Below are 14489 nucleotides of genomic sequence, written 5' to 3' on the forward strand. Positions count from 1 at the left end.
TTTAATGTAGTTTTTATCGTTACACGCTGGCAATTTTAATTCTACATTTAGGTAGCTGTTGTTAAGATCTCAACTAGATATAAAGCTATGCTTTTTTGATTAAAGCTTGAATTTTTCACTGAAAATCCATATATTATATACATGGAGTTTTAATTAAGTTATTATGTTGACCCCAGTAGCGAATTTATCTGTTAATAGTAGCACTAATCTCATGCAATATATTGCTGAAGTGCGAAAATTTCCTATGCTTTCCCAAGAAGAGGAAGTGCGATTAGCAAAAAATTGGCAAGAATACCAGGATATTTCTTCTGCTCACAGGTTGATTACTAGCCATTTGAATTTGGTAGTAAAAATTGCAATGAAATTTAAGAATTACGGTCTATTGTTGATGGACCTGGTCATGGAAGGAAATATGGGTTTAATGCATGCAGTGAAAAAGTTCAATCCTGACTTGGGATTTCGTTTTTCAACTTATGCAGTATGGTGGATTGAAGCTTCAATGAAAGACTTTATATTAAAATCTTGGTCACTTGTAAAAATAGGTACAACGCAAGCACAAAGGAGATTGTTTTTTAGTTTACGTAAAATAAAAAAAAGAATTTTACAATACACAAACAGAGAAACTTTGAGTAAAGAAGAAATAAAAGCAATATCAAACGAGCTTTCTGTATCTGAAGAAGATGTTGTACAGATGAACTATCGTTTGGCTTGTAAGGATCAGTCGTTAAATAATTGTATAAAAATAGGTGATGACTCTAAAAAGGAGTTACAAGATATGATTCCGTGTAATTTAGTCAATCAAGAATTAGCTTACCAGAATCATGAAGAAAAGGCATTAAAAGAAACAATCTTAAGCAATTCATTAGCAAGTCTTAATGAAAGATCAAGAGACATTTTCATTAGCAGATATTTGTCTGAGAATACTCAGACTTTGGATGAGCTTAGCAAAAAATATTGTGTTTCAAGAGAAAGAATAAGACAGCTGGCTGAACAAGCGATGAGTAAGGTAAAACAACATATAAAATCAGAGAGTTTGAAATTCGGTTTACATGCATAGTCTTTTCGTATTTCTAATATTTTTTTCAATAGACACTCTTGCATCGGTTAGTAATGTACAACTGAGGGAAAAATATAAAGACTGGTTTGTGTATACTGCACTGGAAGATGGTGAGAAAGTGTGTTATATTGTATCCTATCCTAAGGAAAAAAGTGAACACTATACAGCCGATCGCAAGCCTTATGTAATGGTCAGTTACGTTGATAAAAAAGCAGATGAGGTGAGCGTCACTTCTGGCTTTCAGTATAATAATGAGCCCGTAGTTCTCAATATCGATAAAAAAATAAAATATCAATTGCCGATAATACAGAGAAGTCTTGCGTGGACAGATGATACAAAAACGGACCAAGATTTGATTCTAAAAATGAAACAAGGATTATCAATGATAGTTAATGGAAAAATAAAAACAGCAAATGTTGATGATACTTATTCTTTGCTTGGGTTTCAAAAAGCTTACCAAAAAATGCACGACTTATGCCATACAAAGTAAATTATTGATTACTAAAGTATAAGATAGGCTGTTTTTATCTCTCAGATAAAAAGATAAATAGCACTTTACATAGAATATGAATATCATTTAAAATATACTTTTGAGAATTAGTATGTTAGAGGTTGCAGGTAAAGAGCAAGTTGTATGTGAGCAAATGCGTTTTAGCGTTGGCCGAGCAAGTCTTTTAAATACGCTATCCAGAGTGAGCGGGGTGGTTGAAAGGCGCAACGCGATAGACGTTTTAGCGTGTATAAATATCAAAGCACAACATGGCAGCATAAAACTAAAGGCTACCGATCTTGACATTTCAATATTTGCCTCACTTACTGCAAGTGTATCAGCAGAAGGAGAAGTGAAAATCTCAGCACATACTTTACATGACATAGTGAAGAAATTGCCAACTAATTTGGATGTCAATTTCGAAATGAATAATAAAGGAAAATTATTGATATCCTGTGGAAATGCAAATTTTTCTTTACCGAACGTAGTTTCAAATAACTTCCCTGTTCTGGAAGAAGGTGATCATCAATACGATTTCACTCTACTAAGTGCAGATTTGGTAGACTTATTGACTAAAACGAAGTTTGCTGTGTCGCTGGATGATACAAGGTATAATTTAAACGGGATATATCTGCATACAGATGAGCAATTTCTGTACTGCGTTGCAACTGATGGCCACCGTTTATCATGTATAAAAAGGCCTAAACCTGAAGATATCAACGGCGAATTTGGGGTGATCATTCCACGTAAAACTATCATGGAATTATTGAAAGTATTGTGTGATTGTAATGAGATTAATATAAAACTTTCAGATAGAAAAATCAAATTTACATGTGGTGAGTATATTCTAATATCAAAATTGATAGATGGGACTTTTCCAGATTACAAAGCTGTCATTCCAACGTCTCAAGATAAACAAATGATTGTTGAGAGTAGCAAACTTGCTAGTGTTATAGACCGAGTTTCCGTTGTTGTGTCCGATAAAATAAAATCAATTAAATTTTCATTGCAAGAGAATTTATTAACTCTACATTCAAATTCCCAAGAGTGCAGTGATGCGACTGAGTCTATAGAGGTGGATTACGATGGAGCTCTTATGGAAGTAGGATTTAATTCACGTTATTTGCTTGATGCTTTATCCTGCATAAAAAATAAGTGTAAGTTTAGCTTATCAGATGGTAATAGTGCTACAATTATCACTGATGAAGATGATTCAAGCGCACTATACATAGTGATGCCAATGAGGACTTAAACTAGTAATCTATCTTTACTAAGTATAAGCCGTGAGGCGGAGCAGTGACCCCAGCGGCGTTTCTTTTACATTGACTTAATATATTTAGCATTTCTTGTGGATTAGTTCTATTTTTTCCAAATTCAACTAAAGTACCAACAATAATTCTCACTTGGTTATGTAAAAAGGAAATCGCAGATATTTTGATGTATATGTGACTTCCATTTTGTACTATATCAATATCATCGATTGTTCTGACCGGATTTGTAGCTTGACAATCTTTTGAGCGGAAGCTTGAAAGATTATGTTTTCCAAGCAGGTGTCTAGCAGCTTCACGCATGATGTTTACGTCAAGTGGGTTAAATACTTGCCACACATAACCGATTTCCAGAGCTGCAGGAGCGTAGCGATTAATTATTCTATATTCATAACATCTTTTTTTTGCTGAGAAGCGTGCATGAAATGCATCATCTACATCTTCTGCACCAAGCACAACTATAGGAATAGCTTTTAAGTGATAGTTTATTCCATTTCTTATTCTGTAAAGCTCAAATTGCCTTTCCATATTGAAATGAGCAACTTGCCCTAAAGCATGAACCCCTGCATCAGTTCTGCCACCACAATGCAAAGAGACTCTCTCGCCACTGAAATTAAATATAGCGTTTTCTATGGTTTCCTGAATTGAGTTATCAGAGTGTTGTTGCTTTTGCCAGCCAGAGAAACCACTGCCATTGTATTCTATCGTTATTTTGTATCGCACTACAGAGTCTATATATCTAATTTAGGTAACTAACGTTCTTCGTTATTAAAAAACCCTTGGCAGATTGGTTGCGTTCAATTACCATGGAGACTATACAAGTTAATAAATGATCCATGGCACATAATCCAGAAGAAAGAAATGATGATAAGCAAAAAGCACTAGATAATGCAATAAGTCAAATTGAAAGAGCATTCGGTAAAGGTGCAATAATGAAGCTAAAGCAAAACCCTGTAGAAAAAATAGACACGATATCTACAGGGTCGATTGCACTTGATTCAGCTCTGGGTGTTGGGGGATTGCCAAAAGGACGTATAATTGAGATATTTGGCCCTGAGAGTTCTGGTAAAACTACCCTTGCTTTGCATGTAATTGCTGAAGCACAGAAAAAAGGAGGTTTATGTGCATTTATCGATGCGGAGCACGCACTGGATGTTATATATGCTCGTAAACTTGGAGTAAACACCGATGATTTAGTGATTTCACAACCAGACACTGGAGAACAAGCGTTGCATATTGTTGAGTATTTAGTATGTTCTGGTGCAGTTGATGTAATAGTTATTGACTCTGTTGCAGCACTAACTCCAAGAGCTGAAATTGAAGGAGATATGGGTGATCAGCACATGGGACTACAAGCAAGACTTCTAAGTCATGGGCTACGAAAGCTCACCTCTGCAGTTTCAAAAGCAAACTGTATATTGATATTTATTAACCAAATTCGTATGAAAATAGGAGTAGTATATGGAAATCCTGAAACTACCACCGGTGGGAATGCGTTAAAATTCTATACTTCTATAAGACTTGATATAAGAAAAATTGGTGCAATAAAGGATAAAGAGAATATTACGGGTAATGAAACGAGAGTTAAAGTTGTAAAAAATAAAGTCGCTCCTCCATTTAGAGAGGCAAAATTTGATATAATGTATAATGAAGGCATATCAAAACTTGGGGAAATAATAGATATAGGAGCAAAGCTTGGTGTGCTTGAAAAGGCAGGTGCTTATTATTCATATAACAATACGCGTCTTGGCCAAGGAAGAGAAAATGTAAAAAGTTACCTCAAGGCAAACAAAGAAATTGCAAATGAAATAGAAACAAAAATCAGAGATTTATTTAAAAATCACGATAACTCTATTGCAATAGAAGAGGAGCGTGAACAACTTCTAGAAGAATCAGTATTCTAATCTAGAGCAGCAGAATAGCAAAATAAGATAGACAAAAACATAGGAACAAATGGTGTCATGAAAGTAGATGATACTAAAGAGGATATTTGAATAGAAAGAAATGGGTGTCATGCCAGTGCCTAGACACTGGCATCTACCGTCTTAAACATTAAGATAAAAATTATTGTTTTTTATCATACCATTTAAACAAATGATGGGGAACGTTTAAAAAAGTGTGTCAAAGCGAGAAGTAAAAATAAAATAGAAACAAAAAATGGAGATTTGACATGAGTCAAGTAAATGGAACTACTGGATTGGTAGACTATAAAGAATTAGAAACAAATATCCTATCATCGGTAGACCATTGATGGGGAGAGATGGTAACAAGGCTACTGGAAGAGAGTCTGGAAGGTACCATTTACCCACTGAAAGAGAAGAGAAGAAACGGAAAAAACTTTGAGGACAAATATTTGAACTTTTGACACCAAGAGATAGAGAGCGAACCACAGATAGTGAAAAAAAAGGTAAACAACTGAACTTGAGGCAAAAAATATCTGCAGCAGAGATATCTGGAATTACAGATAAATTACTACCTATAATCAATGAATGGTGTAGTCGTCCACTACAATCAATATATCCGATAGTATTCATGATTTTTTAAGGTGAAAGAAGACGGTTGTTGTGTAAGTAAGTGCATGTATAACATATTGGGTATAGATCAAGAAGGCAAAAAGGATGTATTGGGTTTTTATTTGGCTGAAAGAGAAGTTCTGGTTGGGGGTATTAAATGAGATAAAAGAAAGAGGAGTAGAGGATATTCTAATAGCTTGTATTAAAAAGTTTTCCTGCTGCTATAAATAGCTAAAGCAGAAATGTATAGTACATCAGATAAGAAATTTACTGAAGCAGCAAAAACTTTCATAAGTGATCTGAAGAAAGTATATCAGTATTCAAGCAGAGAAATTGCTGAAAATTATTTACTCGAGCTGATGGAGCGAAAAATATCCTTTGGTCATAAAATCGTGGCAAAACAATTGGGAAAATTTATTTTAAGTATTTCGGGACATTTAGGCGGATACACTAATCCTATCGATGAGACATTTACTAAAACCAAAGGTTCATTTACCAGCTTGTACAAGTTGGTATATTGTTCTATAAGGAAGGTGGAGGAAAAGTGCTGTACATATTAACTATATCTCAGCTCAACATTTTCTTTCTCCACAGATTGAAAATTGAGTTGAACTAAAAATTCGCTTTGACGCAGTTTTTTGAACATTATCCCTTAGCTTACAAGATCCTCATTTTGAAATAAGTAATAATTTATTATAGTCTTGATATTTAAACGTTTTGTATCTGCTGTAATGATTTCACTTCCAATTTGCTATTCTTTACATATTGAATTGCAAGCGCTAACGCTTTACTTCCAGAAGCTGTGGTGCTATAAGCTATATTTTGCAAAATAGCAGTTCTGCGAATATCTTTGCTGTCTGAGACTGACTTTACACCTTTTGAGGTATTGATCACTAGATTTATTTTTCCATCTTTGAGCATATCAACTATGTGGGGTCTGCCTTCTCTCACTTTATTTACAGCTTTTGCAGCAATGCCGTTATTGTTCAGATACGAAGCTGTGCCTTTGGTGGCATATATTTCAAAACTCAGTTCTTTCAACATTCGTGCAACAGGCAATATACACTCTTTATCATCATCTTTTACTGAAACCAGAGCTGCTCCTTCTGTTGGTAACTTGTATCCTGCAGCCATGTGCACTTTTGCAAGTGCAGCTTCGAAAGATAAGTCAATTCCCATCACTTCTCCTGTTGATTTCATTTCAGGACCAAGTAAAGTATCAACTCCTGCAAAGCGGGTAAATGGAAAAACAGCAGATTTAACTGCAAAATGATTGAAAGGCTTGTTTTCCTGATTCAAATTTTTACCCAAAATAACCTGAGAGGCAAGCTTTGCAACAGGAATGTTGATTACCTTGGAAATGAAAGGAACTGTACGGCTAGCCCTTAAATTCACTTCAAGTATGTATACATCACTCTCTTGAACAGCAAACTGAATGTTTATCAGACCTTTCACTTTTAATGCTAATGCTATTCTTTCAGTTTGGAGCTCGATCTCTTTTATTACTTCGTCACTCAATGTATTTGTCGGTATTGAGCATGTTGAATCGCCAGAGTGGATACCAGCTTCTTCAATGTGCTCCATGACTGCTGCAATGAAAACTTTTTTCCCATCACATACAGCATCAACGTCAACCTCAACTGCATTGACTAAAAATTTATCAAGAAGCAGCGATCCGTGTTCAAAAATTTTGGTTTGATTCAAGACATACTCTTTAAAGCTCTGAGTATCATGTCTAATCGACATAGACTGACCGCCGAGGACATATGATGGCCTGACTACTAGTGGAAACCCCACCTTTTCTGCGTTGGTTAACGCTTCTTCTACTGAATGGCAGATAGAATTTTCAGGTTGTTTTAAATTAAGTTGCAAAGCAAGATTTTTAAATCTCATGCGATCTTCTGCAAGGTCAATAGAATCAAACGAAGTTCCCAGAATTTTGAAACCTCTCTCGTTAAGCACTTTGGCTAACTTTAAAGGCGTTTGCCCGCCGATTTGAACTATTACACCAACCAGTGTGCCATTTTCTTGCTCTTTGCTTAGTATTTCAAGCACATCCTCTGCAATCAGTGGGGCAAAATATAAACGATCAGCGGTATCATAATCAGTTGAAACGGTTTCGGGATTACAGTTAATCATTATTGTTTCATACCCCATTTTTTTGGCAGCAGAAACTGCGTGTACGCAAGCATAATCGAACTCAATACCCTGACCAATGCGGTTTGGACCACTTCCTAAAATGACAACTTTTTTTCGATCCGAAATATTAGCCTCACATTCCGTTTTATTTTCAACATCACCTTCATAACAGCCATACATATAAGCAGTGCTCGATTCAAATTCAGCTGCACAGGTATCTACGTGTTTATAAACTGGATTAATGCCAAATTTTTTTCTTATTGCTTCAATCTGCTCTACTTTCTTATTGCTTAATTTTGCCAATCTTGCATCTGAAAATCCCATTTTTTTCAGCTCTAACATTTCATATGCAGTTCCAGGAAGGCCATTTTCCTTGATTTTTTGTTCAGCGAATATAATTTGCTGTATATTCTGCAAAAACCATAAGTCATATCCTGTAATCGAATTTATTTCTTCTATGCTAATTCCGTGGCGCATTGCGTCAGCAGCAATCAGTAATCTGTTTGGCAGCAATTTTGCTAATTGAGATCTGATTTGATCAATATCAGTATTTTCAGGAAATACTTCATCAAGTCCTGTAAGATCAGTTTCAAGTGAACGAAAAGCTTTCTGCAGTGACTCATTAAAAGTGCGGCCGATCGACATTACTTCCCCCACTGATTTCATGGAAGTTGATAGTTCACAATTCGTCCCCTTAAATTTCTCAAACTCAAATCGAGGAATTTTAGTGACGATGTAATCAATCGCTGGTTCAAATGCAGCAGGTATAACTGGAGCGCAATCATTACGTATCTCATCGAGTGAATAGCCGATAGCAAGTTTAGTTACAACTTTTGCAATAGGATAACCTGTTGCTTTTGAAGCAAGTGCAGAAGAGCGAGAAACCCTTGGATTCATTTCAATCACAACGAGGCTTCCATCTTCTTTAGGATTCACTGCAAACTGCACATTTGCACCACCGGCGCTAACATCAATTTCCCTCAGCACTGCTATAGATGCATTTCTCATTTGTTGATATTCAGCATCACGCAGAGTCAAAGCAGGAGAAACTGTGATACTATCTCCGGTGTGCACTCCCATTGGATCAACATTTTCTATTGAACACACTATTATACAGTTATCCTTGCAGTCACGGATAACTTCCATTTCATATTCCTTCCAGCCCATAATTGATTCATCTATCTGAACTTCATTTATTGGTGAAATTTTGAGAGCACTTTCTGCAATATTGAAAAACTCCTCTTTATTGTATGCTATGCCGCTACCTGCGCCACCAAGAGTGAATGATGAACGGATGATAGCTGGTAATCCAATGTAATCCAAAGCCTTTTTTATTTGTTCTTGATTTTTTATAATGATACTTTTGGGGTATTTTAGACCTATTTTATCCATGGATTGGCGAAATAATTCTCTATCTTCCGCTTTTTTTATTGCTTCTCTATTTACTCCTATTAATTCTACGTTGTATTTGTCTAACACTCCATCATCTGCAAGTTTTATTGCACAATTAAGTGCTGTTTGCCCTCCCATTGTTGGTAATATTGCGTCTGGCCTCTCCTTAATTATAATTTTCTCTATGATTTCAGGTAGCACCGGCTCAATATAAGTTGCATCAGAGAATTCAGGATCTGTCATTATAGTTGCGGGGTTGGAGTTAACTAAAATGACTTTATAACCTTCACTTTTTAATACTTTACAGCTTTGCGTTCCAGAATAATCAAACTCGCATGCCTGACCTATAACTATTGGGCCTGCTCCTATTACTAATATAGATTCTATATCTGTGCGTTTTGGCATAATTACAATAATAGTCTCGACTCAAATAATGTTACCAATCTTTCCTGTATATGTGAATTTTTATTAAACCTAACTACCTTTAGGCTTAACGGTATCTTTGCAGATACTATGGTAATTTACTCGGGAGATTTGCTAAGTGGTAAGATTTGTCCTGATATGCTACAATCTTCAGAAGCAAGTTCTACAAATTTGTCTGTCAGTTTATCAGGTGGCACCAATTCAGATATATCTTTTCCCGAAAATGCTTGCTTATACATTTCACTATCGATAGGCCCTTCCGAATACACGGCATTTATGCATAAGTTCGTATGTTTTGTCTCAGATGCATATATCTTCACCATTGCTTCTAGTGCAGCCTTACTTGCAGCATATGCTACCCAATATGGATAAGAGGAAGGAGAAAGTGTTATCTCTGAGGTCATGAATATCGCTCTTCCAGCATTAGACTTTTTTAGTATTGGACCCAAATTTTTTAGCAAGTACCAACTGGCAGTAAAATTTGTATTCATTACGTTCTGTAGATCTTCAAGCTCACAATCATGAACAGAGCTCAACTTACCTAAAATTTCAGTGCATGCAATCAGTATATCAAGTGTTCCAGATTCTGATAATTTCAGGCTTTCTATCATGTTTGGCAGTACTTTTACGCTCTCAAAATCCAAAAGATCAAGTTGAATTAGTTTTACAGAGTCTTCTCTAAGCTCTTCAATTTCGTTGTATAGTGACTTAAGATTATCAAGAGATCTGGAAATCAGAATCACAGATGCACCTTCTTTTACAAATTTTTTTGCGACAGAAGAGCCTATTTCATCTGAAGCCCCGGTAATTAAAGCTATTTTACCTTCTAAGTTACCCATTTCTTTCTCCTTAGCAAGATTCATTGAAATATTTTAGCTGAAAATTAAATTTTGCTCCATATATAAAAATCAAACTTAGCACATAAAAAAATAGTAACGATACTACCACACCACCTAAACTTCCATATATCAAATTCAGTTGGTCAAAGGAAGCTTTTAAATATTGTTTGAAAGCTGAAGCAGAGATCGTCCAAAGAATAACAGCCACACAAGATCCGGGAAATACGTCTGATAAGTTTTGTTTTATGTTTGGCAATGTAAAATATAGCCAAGATACTATAGTAAAAAGCACAAACTCAATAAGTAAATATCTAGTATAACTTAGCCCTTGGTAAGAAAAATCAATTAGCATTGGCACTAATGTAGAGAACACTATAGTTAGAGTTATAATGAGTGTGATCACTAAAAATTGTAATATACTGAGCACTCTTCTCAAGATATAAGGTGGCGAAACTGGAATTTTATAGGCCTTATTGAGTATTGTTCTAAATCCTTCAATTGTCGATGAGGCAGTCCAAACAGCGCCTACAATTGCCAAGGTTAATAAGCTTTGCGGAGGGCCTGATATTATCTCCCTAATACGCGGCATTAAAGATGATAAAATATCCTGTGGCATGTTATCAATAATAAATGCCCAGCCGACATTGTATTGATCTAAGAAATTTGCGAATGTTGATGCCACGGCTATTAAAACAATAAGAAAAGGAAATATTGATAACAGAATTAAAAATGATAGATACCCTGCGTGCTCCACTCCATCATTGTAAATTGTGTCAATCAAAGCACGATAAAGGCAATAAACGATGCTATAAAATTTCTGTAGCACTTGTAATATAAATAAACTAAGAAAAGTATTCTAAATGAAATAAAGCATACTTTTAAGAAAAAAATTCTCACCATTTACTAAAATTTAATCAAAATGATAGATAATACAGCGTTAAATACGGAGGCATAATGAAAAACTTTCTTCTACTTGTAGCTTTAATTCTTTCCTTTGCGTTTGATGTACATGCTGATGAAACATCAGCAGTGATATGTAAAATAGTAGACTATGCTCAAGGTATAGGTGGGCCAATGATCACAGTAGTGATAATAGGTGCAGCATTGCTTGCAATATTTGGCAGGATGCCGTGGCCAGCACTCTTTGCACTCGGTGCATTCACTGCTGTGTTTTTTGGTGCACCCAAAATTGTAAACGTGATAGCACCAAATATTGCAGGAACTTGTATAAATTGTGCTAGTGATCAGGAAATGTACGGTAATCAATGTGTTCCGAAGTGTACTGGAGATACACGACGTAATACAGTAGGAGCATGTGTTTAGTGATTTGAGACAGATGGTAAAAATAGTGCTTAAGAGGAGCACTATTTTTACATTATATCATAAACCTTTGTTGAGATTCTCTTCACTTGAAAGTGGTTAAAATGGCCACTTTCAGTATCTATAATTACCTAATAAATTTTCTTTCTGTAACCATATCAGTTAAAGTTTGGATCCAGTATTACGCGCTGCCTTTGTGTTTGCATAACTGCACGAACTTGTGATTGAGGGCAATTTTCGCCATTAGGGGTGTTATTTGAGTAGCTCCTTTTCTGTCATTTCAGTAACTGACATTGATTCCTTTATGATGTTGTCATCCCAGTGTCACGCACTGGAATGACGAAGCTACTTTAATGACAAGAAAGAAAGCACTGGTCTCACATACATCTAAACGGATACATAAACTTTCATTCATAATTCATCTTCGAATAGTCTAATTCCCTTTAGCTATAAAATACAGCAAATTGATTTAAGCTTTTTTGCAGAACGCTGGTCATGCTGTGATGCAGACGGTTTGTCAAGCATTGGTTTGGGCTTATTATCAAAAGAAGATTGTGCTGAAGAAGCGCAAAAGCCACTATCTTTAGTCGAAGCATCATCCCCACCTTTACCTTCAACAGAGTAGTCGGGTCCAAAAAATTTTCTTAAGTTTCCATTATGTGATTTACCTATAACTGAATTCTTAGGTGAATCACCAAAACCACTATCTGCACTTGTATCTGCACTTGGTCCATCCGTCCCTACTTTTTCTTCAGAAGGGGCAAGAGTTTGTGGTTTCATAGCTGGCACACGCGCAGGATCAATGGACAGTTTATAGTCCTCATTGATTACAGAGCTTACTATGACTTTATTCATCACACAGTAAGCAATGTCTGGATTCGCACAATCTATTGCATATATTCCTTCACCACTAATCTCTAGCTTTGATAGAAAACTCTCGTCAATATAATCTTCCATATTACTTAATACATTCATGCCAAATATCTTATTAAGATGATCAACCTCTTCTCTTTTTAAAAGTATAACATAATCATTACTATACTTAAAAACAGGGATTAAAATCGACTTTTCTCCTTTGCTCAGATAGTCATGGCGTCTTTTATCAGAGCAAGGGACACGCATTGTAGCATTAACTGACGTGCCTGCTTTGCAAAATAAATCAATGAGCGAAAATTTTCTGTCTACAGAAAGTGGATCATCATCATTTGAAACTTCAAGAGCACGAAAATCAATCACTGAGAGGTTTCTTACAATACTTTTAATGAACTCAATCTCATTGAAAACGTTTGATTTTATATATATCTCATCACCCTTGATTTCTAAAGCTTCCTCAGGAGACTCCCTATACTCTCCTATCTTTGATAACAATAAATCTTTAAAACTGTCTTGCAATGTTGTGTCATCAGGATCAAAATCTATAGCATATAGGTAAGTTTTTTTATCCTCAACTTCTATCTCCTCAAATCCCCCATGTTCTGCTATATACTTCCTACCAAGTTTTTCTATTAAATCTATCTTTGCATTTTTTGCAAATTCATTAACTTCTATCTCCTCAAATCCCCCATGTTCTGCTATACACTCCTTACCAAGTTTTTCTATTAAAACCATCTTTGCATTTTTTGCAAATTCATTGGCTAGCAAACATTTTAAATTAAAAAACACCTTTTCATCTATTGGTATTGAAAATTTATACTTTCTTTGGTCTTTTTCTAGAAACTTTTTATCACCTTTAAAAGGAAAAGAATTCATATCAAAAGACAATTTGGCAAGTTTATGTTGAGTATCTTTATCTCCATTATAAAATACATCTAATATACTTCCCTTCAACTCATTCAGGTACTTCATGCATTGCATTTTATCCATGTTTTCATCAAATGAGATAACTATACAATCCTTCTTAGAATATTTTTCTACGACCAGATTAGTAGCAATAGCCTCATTATAACGAAGAATACCATTAAACGCTCTTACTAATTCTTGATTTATTTCACTTTTATTAGGCATAACTCCACCCCCTAAATTAACATAATTACTTACTACTACCTTGACCACTAGATTGATTTTTCTTTCTTTCCTCTTCACGTTTAATCCTGTCTCTAAAATCATCTATTGTAACATTTTCACCCCTCAAATTTCTCAGATTAATCTTTCCTCCTCCTGGAGCAGTATTATCAGATACTCTTTTGCCTGCATCATTGTTACCATGCATATCAACCTCTAAATTAAAATATTATGTAATGAGTATATTAATAATTAATTATTAGCACAAGCAGTTTTTTAACATAAATTTTATTCACCATTTTTATACTCCTGGATTCCAGACTGGGATGACAAGAGAAGAAGTACTGGCATGACAAGAGAGAGCTACTTGTCCGCCATGTCATTCCAGCACTTGATGCTGGAATCCAGATGAAAAACCAGTGTCAGCTACTTGGATGACAAGAGAGGAGGTAATGGAATAACACCTTTCCTTATTGACTTAAGTCGCAACTGTACAAACATTGCAATATGGCACATCGTTGGCACTGGCTCCCATTCAAGACGATGTCATTCCAATACTTTCTCTCTTGTCATTCAAGTAGCCTCTTTGGTATCATCAAGTAGTTCCTTTAATGTCATTCCAGTCTGGAATTCGGTAAATTTATTTATTATATATGAAAAGTTATTATATTTATATACTTGCAAGTGAACGCAATGGAACCCTATATACAGGTATAACATCAAATTTGACTAAACGAATTTGGGAACACAAAAGCAAAGCCATCTCTGGTTTCACGTCAAGGTACAATGTTTGTAAACTAGTCTATTTTGAAAGAGATAAATTTAGCAATTAGTAGAGAAAAACTCCTAAAAAGCTGGCAGAGAAAGTGGAAAATAGACTTAATTGAAAAAACAAATCAAGAATGGAAAGATTTATATGATGAAATTGTATCTGGATGACAGTGTCTGAGTACACAACTGTACGAACATTGCAATACGGCGCATCGTTGGCACTAGCTTCCATTCAAGACGGTGTCATTCCAGTCTGGAATCTAGAAGAGAAAATGG

General features: G+C 35.3%; 11 protein-coding genes and 2 pseudogenes. 7 read left to right on the forward strand and 6 right to left on the reverse strand.

Translation table 11 applies throughout. From position 1 onward, the window contains the following. Window positions 1–163 precede the first annotated feature (163 nt). From AAE962_RS02745 to dnaN, 3 genes are all read left to right on the forward strand, one after another. On the forward strand, window positions 164–1057 hold the full coding sequence (locus AAE962_RS02745; RefSeq protein ID WP_343289476.1) for an RNA polymerase factor sigma-32: 894 nt from the start codon (window positions 164–166) through the stop codon (window positions 1055–1057). After that, a complete protein-coding gene (locus tag AAE962_RS02750; RefSeq protein WP_343289477.1) occupies window positions 1050–1547 on the forward strand; it encodes an invasion associated locus B family protein in 498 nt (165 codons plus the stop codon). Before AAE962_RS02745 ends, AAE962_RS02750 begins: the two co-directional genes overlap by 8 nt. 112 nt (window positions 1548–1659) lie before the next feature. Next, a complete protein-coding gene (gene dnaN, locus AAE962_RS02755) occupies window positions 1660–2799 on the forward strand; it encodes a DNA polymerase III subunit beta (protein WP_343289478.1) in 1140 nt (379 codons plus the stop codon). 1 nt (window position 2800) lies between these two features. On the opposite strand, the gene truA is transcribed toward dnaN, so the two are convergent. Next, window positions 2801–3538: a tRNA pseudouridine(38-40) synthase TruA gene (gene truA / locus AAE962_RS02760; RefSeq protein WP_343289479.1), complete on the reverse strand. Its 738-nt coding sequence runs from the start codon at window positions 3536–3538 to the stop codon at window positions 2801–2803. A 113-nt stretch (window positions 3539–3651) separates the two neighbouring features. On the opposite strand from truA, the gene recA reads away from it, so the two are divergent. Next, window positions 3652–4719 carry a recombinase RecA gene (gene recA / locus AAE962_RS02765; protein ID WP_343289480.1) on the forward strand — a complete coding sequence of 356 codons (1068 nt, stop codon included), beginning with the start codon at window positions 3652–3654 and terminating at the stop codon, window positions 4717–4719. 266 nt (window positions 4720–4985) lie between these two features. Beyond that, window positions 4986–5944, forward strand: a pseudogene (locus tag AAE962_RS02770) (transposase). A 92-nt stretch (window positions 5945–6036) separates the two neighbouring features. On the opposite strand, the gene carB reads toward AAE962_RS02770, so the two are convergent. The 3 genes from carB to AAE962_RS02785 form a co-directional block, all read right to left on the reverse strand. Then, complete coding sequence (gene carB / locus AAE962_RS02775; RefSeq protein WP_343289481.1) at window positions 6037–9264, reverse strand: carbamoyl-phosphate synthase large subunit; 3228 nt, start codon at window positions 9262–9264, stop codon at window positions 6037–6039. Between the two features lie 116 nt (window positions 9265–9380). After that, the gene (locus AAE962_RS02780) at window positions 9381–10145 is read right to left on the reverse strand and encodes an SDR family oxidoreductase (RefSeq protein ID WP_343289482.1); all 765 of its coding nucleotides are present in this window, start codon (window positions 10143–10145) and stop codon (window positions 9381–9383) included. Beyond that, a complete protein-coding gene (locus tag AAE962_RS02785) occupies window positions 10132–10947 on the reverse strand; it encodes a YihY/virulence factor BrkB family protein (RefSeq protein WP_343289483.1) in 816 nt (271 codons plus the stop codon). The genes AAE962_RS02780 and AAE962_RS02785 overlap by 14 nt, the downstream gene beginning before the upstream one ends. Window positions 10948–11075: 128 nt before the next feature. On the opposite strand from AAE962_RS02785, the gene AAE962_RS02790 reads away from it, so the two are divergent. Then, window positions 11076–11444: a TrbC/VirB2 family protein gene (locus tag AAE962_RS02790; protein WP_343289484.1), complete on the forward strand. Its 369-nt coding sequence runs from the start codon at window positions 11076–11078 to the stop codon at window positions 11442–11444. A 444-nt stretch (window positions 11445–11888) separates the two neighbouring features. Here AAE962_RS02790 and AAE962_RS02795 read toward each other — a convergent pair whose 3' ends face one another. Both AAE962_RS02795 and AAE962_RS02800 read right to left on the reverse strand, forming a co-directional pair. Beyond that, a complete protein-coding gene (locus tag AAE962_RS02795; protein ID WP_343289485.1) occupies window positions 11889–13445 on the reverse strand; it encodes a hypothetical protein in 1557 nt (518 codons plus the stop codon). A gap of 25 nt (window positions 13446–13470) precedes the next feature. Beyond that, complete coding sequence (locus AAE962_RS02800) at window positions 13471–13650, reverse strand: hypothetical protein (protein ID WP_343289486.1); 180 nt, start codon at window positions 13648–13650, stop codon at window positions 13471–13473. Window positions 13651–14095: 445 nt separating this feature from the next. On the opposite strand from AAE962_RS02800, the pseudogene AAE962_RS02805 reads away from it, so the two are divergent. After that, a pseudogene (locus AAE962_RS02805) lies at window positions 14096–14381 on the forward strand (GIY-YIG nuclease family protein). Window positions 14382–14489: the final 108 nt, after the last annotated feature.

Source organism: Wolbachia endosymbiont of Encarsia formosa (genome assembly GCF_039540065.1).
Classification (GTDB): Bacteria; Pseudomonadota; Alphaproteobacteria; order Rickettsiales; family Anaplasmataceae; genus Wolbachia.